Genomic DNA, 21184 nt, shown 5'->3' on the forward strand with positions numbered 1-21184 from the left:
CGCTCGGCTCGAAGCAGGCATGAGCCGCCCGCCACGTGATGGCGCACAAGTGTCATCCGGCCAAGCGAGGTGGGCACGTGAGGGTTTCGTCGGTAGCGGGAGGCCCTGTGAGAGGCTGGGGCGTATGAACCGGTTGGCTGGTACGACCTCGCCTTATCTACTTCAGCACGCCGACAATCCGGTCGACTGGTGGCCGTGGGGACCCGAGGCATTCGAGGAAGCGAAACGGCGTGATGTACCCGTTCTGCTATCGGTCGGATACTCCGCGTGTCACTGGTGTCACGTCATGGCGCACGAGTCCTTCGAGGACGACTCCACCGCCGCCCTGGTCAACGACAACTTCGTGGCCGTCAAGGTGGACCGCGAGGAGCGCCCGGACGTCGACGCCGTGTACATGGAGGCCGTGCAGGCGGCGACCGGTCAGGGCGGCTGGCCGATGACCGTCTTCCTCACCCCGGACGCCGCCCCCTTCTACTTCGGCACGTACTTCCCGCCCGAGCCCCGCCACGGCATGCCGTCCTTCCCGGAGGTCCTGGAGGGCGTCAAGGACGCCTGGGCCGGCCGCCGCGAGGAGGTCGCCGAGGTCGCGGACCGCATCGTGAAGGACCTCGCGGGCCGCTCCCTCGCCTACGGCGGCGACGGCGTCCCCGGCGAGGAGGAGCTCGCGCAGGCCCTCCTCGCCCTCACCCGCGAGTACGACGCGACCCGCGGCGGCTTCGGCGGCGCCCCCAAGTTCCCGCCGTCGATGGCCCTGGAGTTCCTGCTCCGCCACCACGCCCGTACGGGTTCCGAGGGCGCCCTGCAGATGGCCGCCGACACCTGCGAGGCGATGGCCCGCGGCGGCATCTACGACCAGCTCGGCGGCGGCTTCGCCCGCTACGCCGTCGACCGCGCCTGGGTCGTCCCGCACTTCGAGAAGATGCTCTACGACAACGCCCTGCTGTGCCGGGTGTACGCCCACCTGTGGAGGGCCACCGGCAGCGACCTGGCACGCAGGGTCGCCCTGGAGACCGCCGACTTCCTGGTCCGTGAACTCCGCACGCCCGAGGGCGGCTTCGCCTCCGCGCTCGACGCCGACTCCGACGACGGCACCGGCCGGCACGTCGAGGGCGCCTACTACGTGTGGACCCCCGAGCAGCTCACCGAGGTCCTCGGCGCGGAGGACGCCGCCCTCGCCGCCGCCCACTACGGCGTCACCGAGGACGGCACCTTCGAGCACGGCAGCTCCGTGCTCCAGCTGCCGCAGGAGGCGGGCCCGGCCGACGCCGGCCGGATCGCCTCGATCGCGGCCCGGCTCCTCGCCGCCCGCGAGGAGCGCGAGCGGCCCGGGCGGGACGACAAGGTCGTCGCCGCCTGGAACGGCCTCGCGATCGCCGCCCTCGCCGAGACCGGCGCTCTCTTCGACCGCCCCGACCTGGTCGAGCGCGCGACCGAGGCCGCCGACCTCCTCGTCCGCGTGCACATGGACGAGTCGGCCCGGCTGACCCGGACGTCCAAGGACGGCCGGGCCGGCACCAACGCGGGCGTGCTGGAGGACTACGCCGACGTCGCGGAGGGGTTCCTCGCCCTCGCCGCCGTCACCGGCGAGGGTGCCTGGCTGGAGTTCGCCGGCTTCCTCCTGGACCTCGTCCTCGACCGCTTCACCGCCGAGGGCGGCGCCCTGTACGACACGGCGCACGACGCCGAGACCCTCATCCGGCGCCCCCAGGACCCCACCGACAACGCCACCCCGTCCGGCTGGACCGCCGCCGCCGGAGCGCTCCTCTCGTACGCGGCGCACACCGGCTCCGAGGCCCACCGCGCCGCCGCCGAGGGCGCCCTCGGCGTGGTCAAGGCCCTCGGCCCGCGCGCGCCCCGCTTCATCGGCTGGGGCCTGGCCGTCGCCGAGGCCCTCCTCGACGGGCCCCGTGAGATCGCCGTCGTCGGCGACCCCGCCGACCCGGCGTTCCGCGAGCTGCGGCGTACGGCCCTGGCGGCGACCACCCCCGGTGCGGTCGTGGCCGCCGGAGCCCCCGGCGGCGACGAGTTCCCGCTCCTGAAGGACCGGCCCCTGGTGGCCGGGGCGCCCGCCGCGTACGTGTGCCGTCACTTCACCTGCGACGCCCCCGTCACCGACCCGGCCGAGCTGCGCCGGAGGCTCTGAGCGCGGCCCCGGACGGGGACGGCCCCGCCACCCCTCCTCGGAGGGGCGGCGGGGCCGCGCCGTGGTGGGGTGCCGTCGCTCAGCTGTTGCCGGCGCCGTTGCCCGAGAGCACCGGAATGTCGCTGAGGATGTGCGACAGCGGCTCGTCACCCTTGGCCTGGGTGGAGTTCTCGGTGCACTGCTGGTTCTGCGGGGAGGACAGGACGTTGACGTCCTGGACCGCGATCGGGACCGCACCGAGGACCGAACCGGCGTTGACCTTGGCCGGCAGGCCGATGCAGGGCTTGTTCAGGGAGCCCTGGACGAGCGCGAACTGCGGGCTCATGTCGCCGTGGGTCGAGGAGTTGCCGAACTCCTGGTGCGCGCCGTTGCCGGACAGCGAGGTGGTGCCACCGTCGTCGGCGATCGCGAGCGCCTGACCGGCACCCGCCGCCGTCGCGCCGAGAACGGACGCGGCCACAGCAGCCGCCGCCAAGAGCTTCTTCATTGTTCAGGCCTTTCGGATACTGGCCCGCTGAGTGCCGAGCCGTGCTGATCAACTGGCCGGAGGCCCGGAGGTTCCGGCAAGTCCACCGGACGGACTACGGGCAGATGAGCGAGGCCCCTTGGGCGGGCCGGTACGCGGCCGCCGGGATCCCGCTCGGCGCGACGGCCTCGCGCGCGGGCAGCGGACGGTCCTCGGCGAGGCGTCCGAAGACCTCGGCGGCGCCCTCCTCGTCCCAGACGAGCGTGGACCCGACGCCCTCGATCTCCGGGTGGAAGCCCCGTACGGGCACGGTCGCGAACTCCATGCGCTCCGGCGGCAGGTCCCTCAGGCGCGCGGCGAGCGTCAGCAGCTCCGGCGTGGAGATCCCCCGCTCGGCCGCCGCCGTCCCGCGCAGACCGGCCGCGAAGGCCTTCAGCCGCTCCGGGTCGCCGAGGATCCCGTCGTGGAGCCGGACCAGGGTGTTGACCACGAACTGCTGCTGCTTGCGGATGCGGCCGAAGTCCATCTGCCCGTCGGCCTTCCGGGAGCGCACGTACTGGAGTGCCTCGCCGCCCGTGACCCGCTTGGTGCCGGGCCGCAGGTCGATGCCCGTGGACGGGTCCTTGAGCGGCTCCTCCGTACAGACGGGGACTCCGCCGTCGACGCGGTCCACGGTGTCCATGAAGCGCCGGAAGTCGATCTCCAGGTAGCGGTGGACGGGCAGGCCGGTCATCGACTCGACGGTCTTCACCGCGAAGGCGGAGCCGCCCTCCGCCCAGGCGCCGTTGATCTTCGCCTGGTGAGCGGGGTGCTTCTTTCCGGTACGCCGGTCCACGTGCCCCTCCGGGAAGGACGTGAGGGAGTCGCGGGGCAGGCTCACGACCTCGACCCGGTCTCGTGCCGCGGAGACGTGCACGAGCATCATCACGTCCGTGCAGTCGCACTCCTTCCCGCCGAGGTGGAAACGTTCCTTCTCCGCCTCGGTGACCCCCTTGCGGCTGTCGACGCCGACGACCAGCAGGTTCAGCCCCCTCTCGGGGGCGGGAAGACCGGTCGGGGCGGCGGCGAGGGCGCCGGGAGCGAGGGCGGCGAGGGCGGCGAGAGCCGCCGCCGCGAACAGCGGACGCCGGGCGGGCCGTAGGCGTGGGAATTCCATGCCCGCACCGTATTTTCGAATCGCTCGCACACAGATACACGACGCGACATGAACAGGACGAATCACTCTCCTGCGGCGCCTGTGGAATGATGCGGGAATCGCAGCGGAAGGAGCGAAAATGGCGCCGGATCCCGGAAAATGGGAACGGATGGCCTTCATTCCGAAGAGCCGATATGTGAGTGACCCGCCCCCGCCCGACAGTACCCCGTTCCCCCTCTATTCCGCACTGGTCGCCCAGTGGGCGCAGGCGGGGCGGACGGTGCCGGGGATGCCCGACCGCGAGTGGGAGCGCCTGATGGCGACACCGATCTGGCCCACCTGGTAGCGAGGGACGCGGGGAAGACGAGAGGGGCCGCCCCGGAGGGCGGCCCCTGACGTGTGAACGTCGTCGTGCTCAGGCGGAACGTCAGTTGTTGCCGACGCCGTTGCCCGACAGGACCGGGATGTCGTCCAGGATGTGCGACAGCGCCTCGTCACCCTTGGCCTGGGTGGAGTTCTCGGTGCACTGCTGGTTCTGCGGGGACGACAGGACGTTGATGTCCTGGACGGCGATCGGGACGGCGCCGGCGATCGAACCGGCGTTGAGCTTGGCCGGCAGGCCGATGCAGGGCTTGTTCAGGGAGCCCTGGACGAGCGCGAACTGCGGGCTCATGTTGCCGTAGGTGGCGGAGTTGCCGAACTCCTGGTGCGCGCCGTTGCCCGAGAGCGACGTGGTGCCGCCGTCGTTGGCGATGGCGAGCGCCGGAGTGGCCACGGCGGCGGAGGCGCCGACGATGGCCGCGGCCGCGGCCGCGGTGGCCATAACCTTCTTGATCACGGGAGTTCCCTTCTAGAACCGGCTCCGTGCAGGGAGCGCCCTGATCAACAGGCTTTCGGATCCCGGGGTTCCGCTGTGTCACCCCCTTGGCGGAGCGCGCGCGGCAGCGCGAATCGGGAGCCCAGTCGAACGAGTGAAGCGCCGGAACCAAACCCCGTGGCCGCAGTTGATCCCGACGCATCAGTCAGGTCGATTGGTGGGAACAGGAACGGAATCACCGTGATCAAGAAGATTATGGCGGCTGCGGCTGTCACGGCCTCCGTCGTGGGCGTCTCCGCTGCGGCGGTCTCCCCGGCGCTCGCCATCTCCGACGACGGCGGCACGACCTCGCTCTCGGGCAACGGCGCGCACCAGTCGTTCGGCAACTCCAAGACCCACGGCGACTCGAGCCCCCAGTTCTCGGCCGTCCAGGGCTCCCTGAACAAGCTCTGCCTCGGCGCTCCGGTCAAGGCGAACCTCGGTTCCATCCTCGGTGCCGTCCCGATCGCGGTCCAGGACGTCAACGTCCTGTCGTCCCCGCAGAACCAGCAGTGCGCGGAGAACTCCACCCAGGCCAAGGGTGACGAGCCGCTGTCGCACCTCGTCGAGGACATCCCGGTGCTCTCCGGGAACGGCGCCTACAACGGCTGATCCGTTCCGGGCACGACAGGGCCGGAGGGAACGAACGCGTTCCCTCCGGCCCTGTTCCGTGCGGGCATTGGGGTGAAAGAGAAGGTGCCGGTGTTATTCCGGTTTCCTTTGTGCGGGATGTTCGTTGTGTTGTGTGCAGCGGAAACGCATTCCGCCGAGGAAAGGATCCAGACGAAATGAACTGTAAGAAGGCTGCGGCCGTCGTCGCCGGCATCGTCCTGGCCATGGGTGTGGCGTCGCCCGCCTTCGCGGACGCGGACGCCCACGGTCTCGCCGTCGGTTCGCCGGGCGTCCTCTCCGGGAACGTCGTGCAGGTCCCGATCCACGTCCCGATCAACGTCTGCGGCAACAGCGTGAACATCATCGGCGCCCTGAACCCGGCCGCCTTCAACACCTGCATCAACGCCTGAGTCCCGGCGCCCGCAGGCGCGGAGGGCCGGTCCCGGAGAGCGTCCGCTCCCCGGGACCGGCCCTCCGTCATGCCGCGACCCGCGCCTTCCCGGCCGTACGCGGACGGCCCGGCAGCCCGCGCCCGGCGCCCGCGCGCAGCCGCTGCCGCACCCCCTTCACCAGCCGCCCCGCCGTGTACTCGGCACCGAAGACGAACCGCATGGACGGCCCGTACGAAGGGGCCGTGAGCAGACCGGAGAGGAAGAGGCCCGGCCAGGAGGACTCGAAGAGACCGCCGACCTCGGGGGCGCCGCCCGCACCGACCCTGCGCAGCGCCCCGCGCAGCACGGGCGAGAGCACCCCGGCCCGGTCCAGGTTCGGGGTGAAGCCGGTGGCCGCGATCACGTGGTCCGTCTCCAGGACCGTCGTCCCGTCCGGCCCCGCCACGTCGAGCCGGAGCCGCTCGTCCCCGGTGACGGCCGCAGAGGTGATCCGCCGCCCCAGACGGACGTCGCCGACCGCCGCGAACCGCTCGCGGAGCCACCAGGCGCCCGCCGGGCCGAGCGCCCGGTCGAAGATCCGCTCGCGGGCGGCGGCCGGCAGCCGCCGGAAGATCCCGGGGGTGTCGGCGTACAGCCTGTTCTGCCAGCCGCAGCCGAGGCCCGTGTGCGGGGCGCGCAGCGAGGCCCGGAGACCGCGGTCGAGGGCCGGCGGCAGGGTGTTCCAGTCCAGCCGGCCGGCCCGGGCGATGATCCGTACGGCGGCGGCGCCCCGCTCGGTGAGGAGCGCGGCGGTCTCCAGGGCCGCCTGGCCGGCCCCCACGACCGTGACGTCCCGGCCCGCGAGGGCGTCGAGCTCGCCGTGGTGGCTGGAGTGGGTCACGAACCCGCGGGGCAGACCCCGCAGGGGTCCCGGGATCTCCAGGAAGGGCAGGACGCCGACGGCCAGCGCCACCGTCCGGGCGCGCAGCGTCTCGCCGTCCTCGGTACGCAGCTCGAAGCCCCCGGCGGCGGGCGCGACCGAACCGACGAGCCGCTCGTCGACCGCGGGCACGGCCTGGCGGGCGAACCAGTCCCCGTACGCGGCGAAGAACTCCACCGGCAGGGGGACACCGTGCTCGGCGCGGACGCCCCGGGTCGCCGCGTAGGCGTCGAGGCCGTACCTCCCCTCCGGGTCGGAGAGGTGCGAGGCCCAGGGTTCCGACTTCAGGAACATGCCGGACGGCATGGCGTGCCAGGACTCCATCGGGCGCCCGAAGGTCCGGAGGTCCAGGCCGTGGGCCGCGGCGTGGGCGGCCACGGACAGGCCGTAGGGTCCGGCCCCGACGACCACCAGGTCGTACATCGACTTCGACATCGTGCCTTCCGCGTTCATCGTCGGGTGAGCTGGCCGGTGGAGGTGCGGGCCGGGGGTGCCGCGGGGGTGACGGCCAGGTCCGGGCGGTGGGCCCCGAGCGCCCGGCGCAGCGCGCCGAGGGCCTTGCGGAGCAGGTGCGCGAGCCAGGCGCGGCCCATGGCGAGCGCGGGCGCCGGATCGTCGGCCGCGAACCAGGCGCACTCGGTCCGCCCCCGGGTGCCGCCCGGCTCGGGCGCGTACCGGCGGCGCGGGGAGGCGAGCAGCGAGAGCGCCGCGTAGTTCTCGACCACGAACCGGCGGCCGTACACGGGGGAGCGCGGCGGTACGGGGCGGCCGGTGAGGTCCAGGTGCAGCGCCCGGACCACGTCCAGGCCGTCCGGGTCGGTGAAGAGCCGGAACTGCGCGCCGGGCCGCGGGTTGAAGTCGAGCAGGTGGTACGCGCCGGTCGCCCTGTTCAGCCGGAAGTCCAGGTCGCACACGCCCCGGTAGCCCAGCGCGTCGAGCAGGTCGCGGGCCGTCCGCTCGACGGTCGGGTTCACCGTCCAGCGGCCCGAGGCGGTGAGCCCGGCCCCGTCCGGCCAGGAGCGCTCCTTGCGCCCGGTCGCCCCCGTCGCGCAGCCGCCCGCCGCGTCCACGTACCCGTGGAAGAACCAGTCGAGGTCCCGGCCCGCCGGGAGCATCTCCTGGAGCAGCAGCCGGCTGCCGGCCTCCGGGGTGCGCGCGTACAGCTCCCGCACCTCGGCCAGGGAGCGCACGATCGCGGTGCTCCGCAGCCCGCCGCCGGCCGGGAGCAGCCAGGGACGGCTCCACTTGGCGACCACCGGGAGCCCGAGCGACCACGCCATGGCGGCGGCCTCGTCGGCGCCCTCGGGGAGCTCGGTACGGGGGTGGGGGAGGCCCAGGTCCGCACAGGTCTCGGCGAGCGCCGCCTTGTCCGCGACCCGCAGCAACTGCTCCTCGGTCTGCACGGGCAGCAGGAAGCGCGGGACGAGACCGGAGCGGCGGCGGGCCAGCGCGAAGGCGCTGACGTCGTCCAGCGGCACGGCGAGCACGGGATGTGACGGGTCGTCGGTGATCTCGTCCGCGACGCGGGTCAACAGGGCGGAGAGCTCGGCGGAGGAGTCCGTCCCGGGGCGGACCCGGGCCGAACGGACGTAGCGGGAACGGGTGACCGGACTGGTGCTCGATTCGATGACGGCGTGGACCGGAATTCCGGCCCTTCCCAGCGAGCGCGCGGCGCCGAGCGTGCCGTGATGGAAGGGATTCCGGTCGAGCCGCACAAGGACGGCGGGGACGCTGGTGTCGAAACGCTGATGGCTCAGCACGGCATGCCCTTCATCTCGGGTGCCCCAACTGGGCGATGAAATCCTCTAATGGACTACTGATCAGAGGGAAGCCGAGTTCACGGTCGGCTCATTAGGAATACTTTCGGAGTATCGGATTGACGGACCATCAAAAGGCGTACGACGCGAAGGAGCGGCCATGGCAGCTGCACACCGGAGAACTCCGAGAACATGGTTGGGGGTGTTCACCGCCGGTCTCCTCGCCTCGGGCTCAGTCGTGCTCTCGTCCCCCGCGCACGCCGCCGAATCCGTAACGACGAAAGACCCCGGACCGTCTCTCGCCACCGCCATGGGAGCCTTCCTCGACTCGGGCGCTCTCGGGGTCGCCCGCATCGGGCAGCTCGAACGGTGGCTCGGCGGCCACGAACTCCGCGTCGGCCACACCTACCTGCCGGGCGACCGCTGGAAGAACATCGAGGGACCCCCCGGCTTCCTCGACGCCTGGGCCGACTGGCGCAACGCACGCACCGACCGGCTCCTCGTCCTCAACGTGCCCATGCTGGAGCGCAACGAGGCCGGCGTCCCCGACCGTGAGGTCCGCCGCCAGCTCCAGCTCGGCGCCGCCGGGTACTACGACCACCACTTCACGACCCTCGCCCAGCGGCTCGTCGAGCTGGACGCCAAGGACACCGTCATCGTCCTCGGCTGGGAGATGAACGGCACCACCTACACCCACCGGTGCGCCCCCGACCCCACCGCGTGGAAGAAGTACTGGAACCGGATCGTCACCGCGATGCGTTCCGTACCCGGCCAGAAGTTCCGCTTCGACTTCAACCCGAGCCGCGGCCGCGACGCGATTCCGTGGACCGAGTGCTACCCGGGCGACGACGTCGTCGACATCATCGGCATGGATTCGTACGACCAGCCGCCGGGGAGCAGTTTCGACCAGCACGTCACCGAGCCGTACGGGCTCCAGAAGCAGGTCGACTTCGCCGCCGAGCACGGAAAGCAGATCTCCTATCCCGAATGGGGGCTCTTCCGGAACGGCGACAACCCGGAATACATGCGGCGCATGCTGGAGTGGATGAAGCAGCACAAACCGCTGTACCACACCATCACCGACTACTGCCCGCACGGTGTCTGGCAGTGCGACGACAATCCGCAGTCGTCGCTGGTGTTCCGGCAGATGCTGTACGGCACGGAACCGGAACTCCCGACGGAGCCGACGAACCCGACGGACCCGGTCGATCCCACGGATCCCACGGATCCCACGGATCCGGTGGACCCGACGGGCCCGACGGATCCGACCGACCCGGTGGACCCGACCGACCCGACGGATCCGGTCGATCCCACAGACCCGACGATCCCTGTGCCCAAGCCGGAACCGAAGCCGGAGCCCAAGCCGGAGCCGAAGCCGGAACCGAAGCCGGAGCCGAAGCCGAAGCCGGAGCCGAAGCCGGAACCGAAGCCGGAGCCGAAGCCCGAGCCGAAGCCCGAGCCGAAGCCGGAACCGAAGCCCGAGCCGAAGCCGGAACCGAAGCCGGAGCCGAAGCCGGAACCGAAGCCGGAGCCGAAGCCGGAGCCGAAGCCGGAGCCGAAGCCGGAGCCGAAGCCGGAACCGAAGCCGGAACCGAAGCCCGAGCCGAAGCCGGAACCGAAGCCCGAGCCGAAGCCCGAGCCGAAGCCGGAACCGAAGCCCGAGCCGAAGCCCGAGCCGCAGCCGGAACCGAAGCCCGAGCCGAAGCCCGACTGCTGGACCGTCGAGCTCGGTTCGTGGGTGGAGAGCTGGATCGGCGGGCCCGTCTGCGTCCCGAAGGACAACTGGAAGGACGAGGTCGACCTCGACTGGAAGGACACCCTGAAGGAGGTCTGGCCCTTCTGACGTCCCTCACGGCGGCGGCGGAGCTCACCCGGCACCGCCGCCGCGCCCCAGCGCCCGCCCCACCCAGGCCCGTTCCCGCGCCTGCCGGGCCACCCAGCGCCGGGCGTCGGCCGCGCCCGCGCGCAGCCAGAGGAGCGGGGCCGTACCGCGGCCCGTGAGGAGCAGACGGCGGTTGCGGACCGGTTCGGGCCGCCAGTGCTGCTTGTACGACTCGCTGCCCCGCAGCATGCTCAGCGTCGCGCGCCCGCCCGCGCTGGTCTCGCGGGCCCCGTGCCGCAGCAGCATCGTTGCCACGTCGACCTTGCGGGCGCGCAGCGCCGGGTCGGCGCCGTACAGGTAGCCGCCCGCGAGGCGAGGGGACATCAGGGTCAGGTCGGCGGCGACCACGTCCCCGGCGAGCCGGAACTCGGTGACCATCGCGTCGCCCCGCTCGACCATCGGCCGTACGGCCCGGGTGAGGTGCTGGGCGAACCGCTCGCTGGTGTGCTCGGCGGTCACGCCCCGCCCCTGCCACTGGAGCTGATGCAGGCTCAGGAGCCGGTCGAGGGCCGCCGGGACCTCCTCGCCCGACACCACGTGCGCGTCGATGCCGAGCGCGTCCAGCTTCCGCAGCTTGGCGCGGACCCGCTGGGCCTTCCCGGACGGGATCCGTTCGAGGAGCCCCTCCATGGGGACGGCCGGCAGCTCCAGGCAGAGCGAGTCGGGCAGCCGGCGGCGCGGGCCGCGCCAGTGCACGAAGACCCGCTCGACGGCCGCCCCGGGCCGGACCTCCCGCAGGTCGACGACCGCGCCCCGGGCGGCCCGCGCGAGGGCCCCGGCCAGGGCGGGTGCGGCCTCCGGGCAGCCGTCGTCGAGCAGGACGTCCGTGAAGTCGGTGATGCTGCCGCCGAGCTGGGTGAGGACGGGCAGCGGCCCGCCGGACCGCATCAGGGGCGCGGCGGCGACCAGCTCGCCGTCCTCCCGTCGTACGAGCACCACCCGCAGCGCACCCGGACGGCCGTACGAGAGCCACCAGGAGTGCAGCCAGGAGTGGGACTGGAAGGGGGTGGCGGAGGAGCAGCGCCCGTACAGCGCCGTCCACTCGGCCGAAAGCCGCCCGAACTGCTCCTCGTCACGGCAGACCTCGGTCCGCAGGGCTCTCGGGCTCACACCGCCTCCGGCTGGTGCGCGGCGACCGCCGGGGCGGGCACCGCGGCGGACCCGGCGGGGACGGCCGTCTGCCGGGAGTGCCGGGCGCCGTCGCGCGTGGCGGGGCGCTTCGGGCGGACCAGGAGGACCAGGCCGCCGAGGAGGCCGCCCGCGCAGCCGCCGACCAGCGCGGAGAGCGGCGCGGAGGGGGAGACGGGGGCGACGGGCTTGGTGGCGCGGGAGAACTGGACGACCTTCACCCCGGTGCTGCCAGCGACGTGCGTGCTGTTCAGGACGAGGGAGCGGGCCACCCCGTCGGCCATCGAAACCGCCTGGGCGGGCTTCGCCGACCGGGCGGTGATCGAGATCATCGGGGCGTCCGGGGAGGTCGCGGCCTGCACGCTCCTGCGCAGGGTGTCGGCGGTGACCCCCGCCCACACCTGGGCGTCGCCGGTCACCGCGATGTCCGTGGCGACCCGCCCGTACGCCTGGGCGAAGCCGAGCGCCGCCGCAGGGTCGGACTTCTCGGCCGGTACGACGATGACGTAGCTGGTCGCCGCGTACTCCGGGGCCTTCAGGGCGCCGTAGCCGCCGCCGAGGACCGCGCCGGCGAGGACGGCCGCGGGGAGGACCGCCCAGCGGCCCGGGGAGCGCAGACCGGCGGGGAGGAGGGCGCGGGATGGGGTGGTGTTCATGGGACGGGCTCTCTCACTTCGCGGGGGAGGGGGTGCCGTGGACGGCCTGGTCGTAGAGGGACATCAACTGCCGTGCGCTGTGCGCGATGTCGTAGCGGCGGGCGGCCGCCGGCGGCGGGAGCCGGACGAGCCGGGCGTCCCCGATGCCGCGCAGCGCGGAGATCAGCTCGGGCACGGACTCGCCGATCCGGCGCGCGCCCGGTGCCGCGTCCGGTGGCAGGTCGTCGATCGCGGGGCAGGCCACGTACAGCACGGGAAGGCCCGCGGCGAGCGCCTCGACGACCGCGAGCCCGAAGGTCTCGTCGGGGGAGGTGGACACGAAGACGTCCATGGCGGAGAGGAGTTCGGGCATCGTGGGCCCGTGCGGGGCGCCGGCAGGCGGGTCCTCGCAGGCCCCGAAGAGCAGGATCCGGCCCGCGGCCCCGCAGTCCCGGGCGACCCGCAGCAGCTCCTCGCGGTGCTCGCCCTCGCCGACGAGGAGCAGCCGGGCCTCCGGTACCGAGGCCACCGCCCGGACCAGCCGGTCGAACCGCTTCCCGGGCGTGAGCCGCCCGACGCCGCCGACGACGTACGCGTCCTCCGGGATGCCGAGGACGCCCCGGGTGAGGCGCCGGGCGCGCGCGTCGAAGGCGAACCGGCCGGTCTCGATGCCGTTCGGCACCACCCGGATGCGGTCCGGGGGCACGCCCCAGTCCGCGAGCCGGCGGGCGACGCTGGGCGAGACGGCGACCGTGGACGTGCCGAGGCGCTCCGACGCCAGGTAGAGGGCGCGGGTGCCCGCGGACAGCGGCCGGCCCTCGATCTGGGTCTCTCCGAGGGAGTGCTCGGTGGCGATGACCCGGCGGACCCCGGCGAGCCGGGCCGCCGTCCTGCCGTACACGCACGCCCGGTAGAGGTGCGTGTGGACGAGGTCGTAGCGGCCCTGGCGGACGATCCGGGCGAGCCGGGGCAGCGCCCCGAGGTCCCGGTTCCCGGTCATGCCGAGGTGGGTGACGGGCGTGCCGTCGGCCACGATGCCCGCGGCGACCGCGCCGGGGTTGGTGAGCGTGACGACTCCGCCGCCCACCGGCAGGTGGCGCAGCAGGAGCCGCAGCTGCTGTTCGGCGCCGCCGATGCCGAGTCCGGTGATGACGTGCAGGACCTTCACGGCGCACCGACCGGGGCCGCGCCGTACGGGACGGAGAACAGGTCTGCAGGCCGGCGGCGGCGCAGCGGGTGCAGGACGCGCTTGGCGGCGAGCCGCGCGGGGGTGTCGTTCTCGCCGATGTGGACCCGGGGCAGGGCGTACGTGCCGGTGTGCCCGCCCGGGTCGATCGCGCAGGCGTAGCGGTAGCCCGCCCTGCGGACGGCGCGGATGGCGCGCGGGTCGACCTGCCCGTACGGGTAGCAGAAGCCGTCCACCGGGCGGCCGGTCATCTCCTCCAGGAGTTCACGGCTGTGCCGGGTCTCGGCGGCGAGCTCCGCGTCGTCGGCCTCGGTGAGCGGTACGTGCCGGAGGCCGTGCGAGCCGATCTCCATGCCGGCCCCGGCGATCCGCCGGATGCCGTCCTCGTCGAGCAGCGGCTTGCGCGGCCCGGCCGCGTCCCAGCCGTTCTCGCCGCCGAGGCGGCCCGGCAGGACGTACACCGTCGCCGTGAAGCCGTGCCGGCGCAGCAGCGGCAGCGCCGAGTCGAGGAAGTCCGCGTACCCGTCGTCGAACGTCAGGCCCACGAGCCCCTTGGCGCGCCCCGCGGCGGTGGCGTCGAGCAGCTCCCGCACCGAGACCCCGCGCAGCCCCCGGTCACCGAGCCAGTGCAGCTGCCGGGCGAAGCGCACGGGGGAGACGGTCACCCGGTACGGATCGTCAGCGGTGTCCGTGATCGAGTGGTACATCGCCACCCACAGGGGCGGCTTCCACAGGGGCGGCTGCGGCAGCAGACGGCGCAGCGCGGTGGCGGCGGGCATGGGGGGTCCTCCGGAAGGCGGAGCGGGGCAGGGGCGGGATCTCGGGCGCCTTGGCGGCGCAGGCGATGAAGAGCACGAAGACGCCGACGACGACCAGGGCGGCGACGGCGACGGCGAGGGCGGCGGAGCCGATCGCCAGCTGGCACAGCCAGCCGGCGCCGGTCGCCCAGGCGGCGGCCGTGGCGAGCCGGAGCAGTCCCTCGCCGAGGTGGTCGACCCGGACGGGGACGGCCTGGCGGTGAGCGCCGCGCAGCAGCAGGACGGCGCTGAGGGTGATGCCGAGGGCGTTGGCGGCGGCGATGCCGACCGCGCCCCAGTAGTGGGCGCCGGGGACTCCGGCGGCGGCGGTCGTGGCGAGGCCTGTGGCCATGGCGGCGGCCGGGTACCAGAGCGGGCGGGCGGCGGAGAAGTAGCAGCGGACCAGGGCGCCGACCATCGTCTGGCCGAGCAGGCCCAGTGCGTACACCCGCATGACGGCGGCGGTGGCGGTGGTGTCGGCGCTCGTGAACTCACCGCGCTCGAAGAGCAGTTCGACGATACGAGGGGCGGCGGCGATCACCGTCGAGGAGCCGACCAGGACGACGACGGCGGCGAGCAGCAGGTCCCGCTCGACCCGGCGGCGGGCCGCCTCGGGGTCGCCCGCGGCGAGCGCGCGGGCGACCACCGGGAAGCTGACCGTGCACAGCATCAGGGAGAGGATCATCGGCATCTGCGCGACCTTCTGCGCGTAGTTCAGATGCGAGATGGCGCCGGCGGGCAGCGGAGAGGCGAGGAACCGCTCGATCAGGGTCTGGGACTGGCGGCACAGCGAGAACGCGACGACGGGCGCGATGAGCCCGAGGGCCAGGATGCGTCCCTCGCCGGTGGAGGCGGGCGCGGGCGCCGCCGGCTCCTGCCGCCGGGGGGCGCGCAGTTCCCGCAGCAGCGTGGGGGCCTGGACGAGGACCATGAGGACCCCGCCGACGGCCACCCCGGCGGCGGCGGACCGCACCCCCCAGGGCTCGCGCAGCACCAGGATCGTGCCGATGATCCCCACGTTGTACGCCACGTAGATCGCGGCCGGTGGCAGGAACCGGCCGTGCGCGCGCAGCGCCGCCGAGCAGTAGCCCACCAGCGCGAACGTCAGCACACAGGTGCCGGTCAGCCGCGTGCAGTCGACGGCGAGCGCCGGGTCGGGAAGCCCCGGCGCGAGCGCTCCGACGAGCAGCGGCGCGGCGACGATCAGGACGACGGCGGCGACCCCGAGGGCGAGGACGATCCGGGGGAGCGTCCCGCGCACCAGGGCGCGCACCGGGTCACCGGAGAGGACGGACGGACGGCGGGCCAGGGCGCGGGAGAAGGCGGGCACCATGATCAGCGCCATCGCGTCCTCGATGAGCAGCGTCGAGGCGAACTCGGGCACCGTCCACGCCACCAGGAACGCGTCGGTCCCGGCCCCCGCGCCGAAGTACCCGGCCAAGATCTGGTCCCGCACGAGCCCGAGGACCGCCCCGGCCGCGGTGAGCCCGGCGGTCACGGCCGCGGCCCTCGCCAGGAACCCGCCGCCCCCCGGCGCACCGCCGCCGCGCACCCGGGCGTGCGCCCGGCGCCCGGAGGACGGGGCGGGTGCGGCCGGAGCCCCGGCGGGGCGGCGCGGGACCCACCGGGCCCCGGCGACGAGCCGGGCGTCCGGAGGCCCCCCGACACCGACGGGCCCGGCCCCGCCGGCCCGCGCGGAGACGGCGACGGAGGAAGGGGCGGGTCCCGCGCCCGGCCCGGGTCCCGCGCCCGGCCCGGGGGCCGTCGCGGTCCGTACGGCGCGGGCCGCGCGGGCGCCCGCCACCGCGGCGGCCGGTCCCGCGCCCGGCCCCGGCCCAGGCCCAGCGCCCGTCCCGGACGGACCCGTCCCCGGCAGCACGACCGCCCCCGGGGCCCACGGGGAGTCCGTGGGGCCCGGAGGCGAGGCCGGCCAGGGGTCGGTCAGCGGCGCGCCGCAGGGCGGCCGGGGCGACGGGCGCGGCCCGTCGGCCCAGGCCGCGTCCGTGGGCTCCGGTTCCCCGGCCCACGGGTCACGCACGCCTCACCTCCGCCAGCGACCACCAGGCCGCCAGACCGAACACGACGGACATCAGGACCGTGGAGGGCCCGCCGATGTCCGCGTAGAAGAAGTCGATGAGCTGCCAGGCCAGCAGGCCCGTCGCGACCAGCGCGCAGTCCGCGCCGAACCGCTGCCGCCGCAGCGCGCCGACCAGCAGCGCCACCCAGCTGCCCGCCAGGGCCAGGAGCCCCACCAGGCCCTGCTCGCTCAGTACGAGCAGGTACATGTTGTGCGGCGACAGCAGCGGCTGACGCGCGAACGCGGCGCCCGCGCCGGCCGTGTCGCTGCCCGAGGAGAGCGCGAGCGAGGCGTTCGAGTCGCGGTACTGGGGGAAGCCCTTGAGCCCGACACCCGTGACCGGCTCCGCGCGCCACATCCGCCCGGCGGCCGCCCACATCGTGTACCGGTCCGTCACCGACTGGTCCGGGGCCGCCGCCACCTGCGTGATGCTGGTGACCCGCTCCTTCACCATCTCCGAACCGATCCCGAGGCCCCCGACGAGGACCACCCCGAGCGCGCCCGCCGCGAGTGCCACCCGCGCCGCCCGCCGCACCCCGGCGAAGAGCAGCTGGATCGCGCAGGCGACCACGGTCGCGATCCACGCGCCCCGGCTGAACGACAGCACCAGCGGTACGAAGAGCAGCCCCGCGCAGACCATGGCGGCCGTGCGGACGCGGCCGGGGCCGCTGCCCAGCGCGAGCCCCGTGGCGACGACGAGCCCGAACGCCACGACCGTCGCCATGCCCATCACGTCGGTCGCCCCGAAGGTGCCGACGGCCCGGATGTCCTCGCCCTGGTACGAGGCGCCCGTCCCGGTCAGGTACTGGGCGACGCCCACCGCGCCCTGGAGCAGCGCGAAGGCGATCAGGCCCCAGGCGACCACGGCGAAGTCCCGCCGGTCGCGGATCGTCAGGAGCACGGCCGCCGGCACGAGGACGAAGACCTGCACGTAACGGGCGACGCCCGGCAGGCTCGCCGCCGGGTCGTGCGAGGTGATCGCGGACAGACAGATCCCGAGCACCGGCAGCCCGAGGACGACGGCCGCCCCCCGGGTCAGCGGCCGGGTCCCGCCGCGCAGCACCCGCACCAGACAGATCAGGACCAGGAGCCCTGAAGCCGCGTCCGCGACCGTTCCCGTGCCGCCGGTGCCGCCCTGCGCGCCGCCGCCGCCCGGGACGAGCAGCAGCGCGATCACAGCCAGCACCGGGGACAGCGCCCCGGCCCGGCGGAACCAGTCCCGTACCCCGGCACCGGGATCCGGCACCGTCAGCGTCACGGCCGTGGCCATCCTCAGCTCCCCGTGGGTCGGACGAGTCCGGCCGCCGTGCGCAGCAGGATGCAGACGTCCTGCCAGAGCGACCAGTGGTCGATGTAGTGGTTGTCGAAGCGGCAGCGGTCCTCGATCGAGGTGTCGCCGCGCAGCCCGTGCACCTGCGCGAGACCCGTGAGCCCCACCGGCATCCGGTGCCGGGCCGCGTACCCCGCGTGGATCTTGCTGAACTGGGCCACGAAGTACGGACGTTCGGGCCGGGGCCCGACCAGGCTCATGTCGCCGCGCAGCACGTTCCACAGTTGCGGCAGCTCATCCAGCGAGGTCTTCCGCAGGAAGTTCCCGGCCGCGCTCATCCGCAGGTCGCCCGCCACGTTCCAGCGGGTCGCCGACTCGGTGTCGTCGGAGGGGCGCAGCGTACGGAACTTGAGCAGCGTGAAGTGGCGGCCGTGCTGGCCCACCCGCTCCTGCCGGAACAGCACCCCGGGACCGTCCGAGAGCCGTACGGCCAGCGCGCACAGCAGCAGCACCGGCAGCGCGACCGCGAGCGCGGGCGCCGCGAGCGCGATGTCCAGGGCCCGCTTCGAGGCCCGTCCGCGCCGGTCGCGGAGCGGGACGACCGGCTGCCAGGCGTACCCCCACATGTGCGCGCCCATCGGCCCGTCCTGGTGCCGGCCGCCGACCCGCCAGGTGGCGCAGCCGTACTGCTGGAAGAGCGTCACCAGACCCGGGTCGTCGTCGAGGAACACCGCGTCGCGCACCGTGTTCTGGATGACCGCCCGGTGGATCTCCTCGGTCGTGGTGAGCACCGGGAGCCCGGCCTCCCCGGCCGTCCGGGGCGCGCCGCCCTGCTCGGGCACGCCCACGATCCCGACCGGCCGCACCCCGTACTCGGGGTGCTGCGCGGCCGCCGCGGCGAACCGGCGCGCCGCGCCCGGCCCGCCGATGACGAGCGCCGAGCGCGGACGCTCCCGGGCGACCCGGCGCCGGCGCGCGAGCAGCAGCGCGCGGACCAGGCAGACCAGGGCGAGGTGCGTGGCGTAGGCGGCGCAGAGCCGCAGCGGCCCCATCGCCAGGGCGGGGGAGTACGCGGAGACAGCGGCCGCCGCCAGGCACCAGGCGAAACCGGCGCGGGAGCCGAGCGCAGGCAGCTCGTCGAGGGCCCGGGTGTGCACGGGCGGCCGGTAGAGGCCCGCGTGTCCGTCGAGGACGAGGACGACCGCCATGACCGGCAGCACGAACCGGAGGTCCTGGTGCGCCGTGCTCAGCACCGACGCGGCCGCGAGGACGGCCACGGCGTCGGCCGTCACGAGCGACGCCACCCCGGACCGTGGCCGCACGCGGCGGTGGCGCGGCAGCACGAGCCGGCCGGGCGTGCCGCGGCGCGGCGCGAGGGAGGCGAGGCCGAAGGCCTGACCCGCCGTGGGCCAGGGGCCCGGCGAGGAGGGAACGCTGGTACTTTCCGTGGTCACTGCGCAATCGGCTCTCTGTGCTCGGCCCCCCGCACTCCGGCCAGTTCGCGGTAGACGTCCGCGACGGCCGCGCCGGTGCGCCGGACATCGAATCTGCTGAGGACGTGTTCGTGGGCCTCGCGGCCCAGGCGGTGCCGCAGCTCAGGCCTGCCGAGGAGGCGGCCCAGAGCGGTGGCGAGCGCGGCCGGGTCCTCGGACGGGACCAGGCACAGGGGTTCATGGGCGGGCGGCAGGCTCTCGCGCGCCCCGTCCACGTCGCTGACGACGACCGGACGGCCGGCGGCCATGGCCTCCAGGGGCGCGAGCGCCATGCCCTCCCAGCGGGACGGCAGGACGACCACGTCGGCGGCCCGGTACCAGGGCACGGTGTCGTCGACGGCCCCGGTGAACCGCACCGAAGGGCCGGCGGCGGACCGCAGCGCCGCCGCGTCGGGGCCGTCGCCGACCAGGACGAGCCGGGCCGTGGGCACCTCGGCGAGGACGGCCGGCCAGGCGGCGAGCAGGACGTCCTGCCCCTTCTGGCGGCAGAGCCGGCCCACGCAGACGACGGTGGGCGCCGGGTTGCCGGGCGGACCGTCGGTCGCGAACCGGGCCGTGTCCACGCCGTTGTGGACGACCGAGAAGGCCGCCGCGACCCCGGCCTCCTCGCCGGTACGCCGCTCGGCCTCGCTCACGCAGAGGATCCGGTCCGTCCAGCGGGCGCCGAAGCGCTCCCAGCGCCGGGCGAGCGCGGCGGTCCGCCCCTCGACGGCCTCGAAGGACCAGGCGTGCGGCTGGTACACCGTCGGGATGCGTCCCCGCACGGCGAGCCGGGCGCACAGACCGGCCTTGGCACTGTGCGCGTGGACGAGCCCGGGCCGGACCGTACCGATCAGCCGGGCCAGTTCGCGTGTCTCGCGGAGAACGGCGGGGCCGGGGTCGCGGCCGGCCCGCCAGTCGTGGGTCTCGGCGCCCTCGGCGCGGACGGCGGCGGAGAGCCCGGTGCCGGGCGGGCAGGCGACCGCGACCCCGAGCCCGGCGGCGCGCTGGGCGCGGACCAGGTCGACGACGACACGTGCGACCCCGCCGTCGCCGGGCTGGACCGCGTGCAGGACGGCGACGGACCCCGGGTCCGTATCGAGTGGTGACAGCACGTCAGCGCCGGACGTCGGCCTGGAGGAACACCGCGCCGAGCCAGACGGTGTCCTTCCGGCTGCCGACCCGGACGCGGACCCGGTCGCCCCCCGAGCGCAGCGCCCCCCGCAGGTCGAAAACGTCGGAGTCGTATCCGAGGGTGTTCGTACGATCGGGAGACCGTACGGTCCCACCGGTGCCGAATTCGGTGATGCTGGAGTTCAGTACGTCGTCCGCGGAATTGGCGGAATCGGAGAGACGGGTGCTCTTCGAACGGCTCGTTTCCACCGTCAGGTAATCCCCGGAAGTGCCCCGGTCGCCGTCATAGGCGATCAGTCCGAGGCGCCCGGAGACGCCCTTGGGGAAACGGTTTCCGTCGAGCGGGACGCGCAGCTCGCCGGCGCGCGGCCCGACCGTTTCGAAACCGTCCCAGACGCTGATCCTGCGCAGCGGTTCCGAGGCCTTCTCGTACGCGGCGACCAGCGTCCAGCCGCCCCATCCGCCCACCGCGGAGCGGCCCATGGCCACGTTGACCTGGGCGACGGTCCACTGCCCGGGCCTCGACCGGCGGACCAGATCGGTGACATCGGCGGAGGCCTGGAAGGCGTCGGCGCCGTCGGCCGTGCGGTGGCCGATCAGGGAGTCGGCGAGCAGAGCCTTGTACTGTCCGCCGGGCTCGGCGATCAGGACGCGCCCGTTGTCCTTCGGCGGCTTCTGCTCACCCACCCGCAGGTTCCCGCCCCAGTAGAGACGGGCCCAGGTGACCCGGGCGCCCGCGGGCACCGCGAGCGCGGCGCGGCTGGAGTTGTACGTGTTGGGGTCGGAGTCCACGTCGACGTAGGCGATCCTGGCGCCGTCGTTGACGGACTCGGTGCCCTTCGCGCCCTTCGCCGAGGTGTTGGCGGCGCGCACGATCCCCCCGTGCTGCACGGCCAGGTGGCGCGCGGCGAAGGGGACGCGGGCCGCCTCGCGGGGCGAGGGCGCGGCTGCGGAGGCACCCGGGAGCGCGGCGGACAGGGCCGCGCACGACAAGGCACACAACACGCTGCGACGCACAGCAAGAAGCGCTGAATTCCGCATACAGGTTCTCCGCTTTGATGAGAGAAGGGAGGGAAGACCCGAGTAGGCCGGGGGAGAAGAAGGTGTCGTCCGCACGAAATGGGTGAACGCGCGGCGGGCCCGGAAGCAACGTTCGGGAACGTTATAACCCCGATGCGGGGCGATAGTAAGCATTAGATGCCCGGAAACGCTAACTCCCGTATCTGTGAGGCTGGTTCCTCGTTGAGCGTGTTGCGCCATTCCGCGCCCAGTCCCTCCAATGGCCCTCTTATGGCCCAAAGATCGGTTGAACGTCACCCGTTC

The 21184-nt window shown here is 74.0% G+C and carries 17 protein-coding genes and 1 pseudogene; 4 read left to right on the top strand and 14 right to left on the bottom strand.

The window, feature by feature from the left end; translation table 11 throughout:
- Positions 1-124 precede the first annotated feature (124 nt).
- On the top strand, positions 125-2143 hold the full coding sequence (locus ACN9MM_RS24785; protein WP_426365804.1) for a thioredoxin domain-containing protein: 2019 nt from the start codon (positions 125-127) through the stop codon (positions 2141-2143).
- A 79-nt stretch (positions 2144-2222) separates the two neighbouring features.
- On the opposite strand, the gene ACN9MM_RS24790 is transcribed toward ACN9MM_RS24785, so the two are convergent.
- From ACN9MM_RS24790 to ACN9MM_RS24800, 3 genes are all read right to left on the bottom strand, one after another.
- Positions 2223-2630 carry a rodlin gene (locus tag ACN9MM_RS24790; protein WP_426365805.1) on the bottom strand — a complete coding sequence of 136 codons (408 nt, stop codon included), beginning with the start codon at positions 2628-2630 and terminating at the stop codon, positions 2223-2225.
- A 94-nt stretch (positions 2631-2724) separates the two neighbouring features.
- Positions 2725-3765, bottom strand: a complete 1041-nt coding sequence (locus ACN9MM_RS24795; protein ID WP_426365807.1) for an LCP family protein — start codon at positions 3763-3765, stop codon at positions 2725-2727.
- Between the two features lie 406 nt (positions 3766-4171).
- Entirely contained in the window at positions 4172-4582 is a 411-nt protein-coding gene (locus ACN9MM_RS24800; protein WP_426365808.1) for a rodlin, read from the bottom strand.
- Between the two features lie 219 nt (positions 4583-4801).
- On the opposite strand from ACN9MM_RS24800, the gene ACN9MM_RS24805 reads away from it, so the two are divergent.
- A complete protein-coding gene (locus ACN9MM_RS24805) occupies positions 4802-5212 on the top strand; it encodes a rodlin (protein WP_426365809.1) in 411 nt (136 codons plus the stop codon).
- Between the two features lie 176 nt (positions 5213-5388).
- Positions 5389-5622, top strand: coding sequence for a chaplin (locus ACN9MM_RS24810; protein ID WP_426365810.1), 234 nt, complete (start codon positions 5389-5391; stop codon positions 5620-5622).
- A gap of 67 nt (positions 5623-5689) precedes the next feature.
- Here ACN9MM_RS24810 and ACN9MM_RS24815 read toward each other — a convergent pair whose 3' ends face one another.
- Both ACN9MM_RS24815 and ACN9MM_RS24820 read right to left on the bottom strand, forming a co-directional pair.
- Positions 5690-6946, bottom strand: coding sequence for an FAD-dependent oxidoreductase (locus tag ACN9MM_RS24815; RefSeq protein ID WP_426368820.1), 1257 nt, complete (start codon positions 6944-6946; stop codon positions 5690-5692).
- A 26-nt stretch (positions 6947-6972) separates the two neighbouring features.
- Entirely contained in the window at positions 6973-8283 is a 1311-nt protein-coding gene (locus ACN9MM_RS24820; protein WP_426365811.1) for an ATP-grasp domain-containing protein, read from the bottom strand.
- Between the two features lie 157 nt (positions 8284-8440).
- Between ACN9MM_RS24820 and ACN9MM_RS24825 the strand changes: the two are divergent.
- Positions 8441-9589, top strand: a pseudogene (locus ACN9MM_RS24825) (glycoside hydrolase family 26 protein); the annotation flags it as partial.
- A 558-nt stretch (positions 9590-10147) separates the two neighbouring features.
- Here ACN9MM_RS24825 and ACN9MM_RS24830 read toward each other — a convergent pair.
- The 9 genes from ACN9MM_RS24830 to ACN9MM_RS24870 all read right to left on the bottom strand — a co-directional run bounded on the left by ACN9MM_RS24830 (position 10148) and on the right by ACN9MM_RS24870 (position 20902).
- Positions 10148-11272, bottom strand: coding sequence for a GNAT family N-acetyltransferase (locus ACN9MM_RS24830; RefSeq protein WP_426365812.1), 1125 nt, complete (start codon positions 11270-11272; stop codon positions 10148-10150).
- Positions 11269-11946, bottom strand: a complete 678-nt coding sequence (locus ACN9MM_RS24835) for a lipopolysaccharide biosynthesis protein (protein ID WP_426365813.1) — start codon at positions 11944-11946, stop codon at positions 11269-11271. Before ACN9MM_RS24835 ends, ACN9MM_RS24830 begins: the two co-directional genes overlap by 4 nt.
- A 13-nt stretch (positions 11947-11959) precedes the next feature.
- Entirely contained in the window at positions 11960-13093 is a 1134-nt protein-coding gene (locus tag ACN9MM_RS24840) for a glycosyltransferase (protein WP_426365814.1), read from the bottom strand.
- Positions 13090-13890 (bottom strand): polysaccharide deacetylase family protein, encoded by an 801-nt coding sequence (locus tag ACN9MM_RS24845; protein ID WP_426365816.1) that lies wholly within the window; start codon positions 13888-13890, stop codon positions 13090-13092. The genes ACN9MM_RS24840 and ACN9MM_RS24845 overlap by 4 nt, the downstream gene beginning before the upstream one ends.
- A complete protein-coding gene (locus tag ACN9MM_RS24850) occupies positions 13790-15460 on the bottom strand; it encodes a lipid II flippase MurJ (protein ID WP_426368821.1) in 1671 nt (556 codons plus the stop codon). The genes ACN9MM_RS24845 and ACN9MM_RS24850 overlap by 101 nt, the downstream gene beginning before the upstream one ends.
- 478 nt (positions 15461-15938) lie before the next feature.
- On the bottom strand, positions 15939-17255 hold the full coding sequence (locus ACN9MM_RS24855) for an O-antigen ligase family protein (RefSeq protein WP_426365817.1): 1317 nt from the start codon (positions 17253-17255) through the stop codon (positions 15939-15941).
- Positions 17256-17257: 2 nt separating this feature from the next.
- Positions 17258-18709, bottom strand: coding sequence for an exopolysaccharide biosynthesis polyprenyl glycosylphosphotransferase (locus ACN9MM_RS24860; RefSeq protein WP_426365818.1), 1452 nt, complete (start codon positions 18707-18709; stop codon positions 17258-17260).
- Entirely contained in the window at positions 18706-19842 is a 1137-nt protein-coding gene (locus tag ACN9MM_RS24865; RefSeq protein WP_426365819.1) for a glycosyltransferase, read from the bottom strand. The genes ACN9MM_RS24860 and ACN9MM_RS24865 overlap by 4 nt, the downstream gene beginning before the upstream one ends.
- Position 19843: 1 nt before the next feature.
- Positions 19844-20902: a DUF3344 domain-containing protein gene (locus ACN9MM_RS24870; protein ID WP_426365820.1), complete on the bottom strand. Its 1059-nt coding sequence runs from the start codon at positions 20900-20902 to the stop codon at positions 19844-19846.
- Positions 20903-21184: the final 282 nt, after the last annotated feature.

The organism is Streptomyces sp. E-08, assembly GCF_049913095.1.
In the GTDB taxonomy this organism is placed as follows: Bacteria; Actinomycetota; Actinomycetes; order Streptomycetales; family Streptomycetaceae; genus Streptomyces.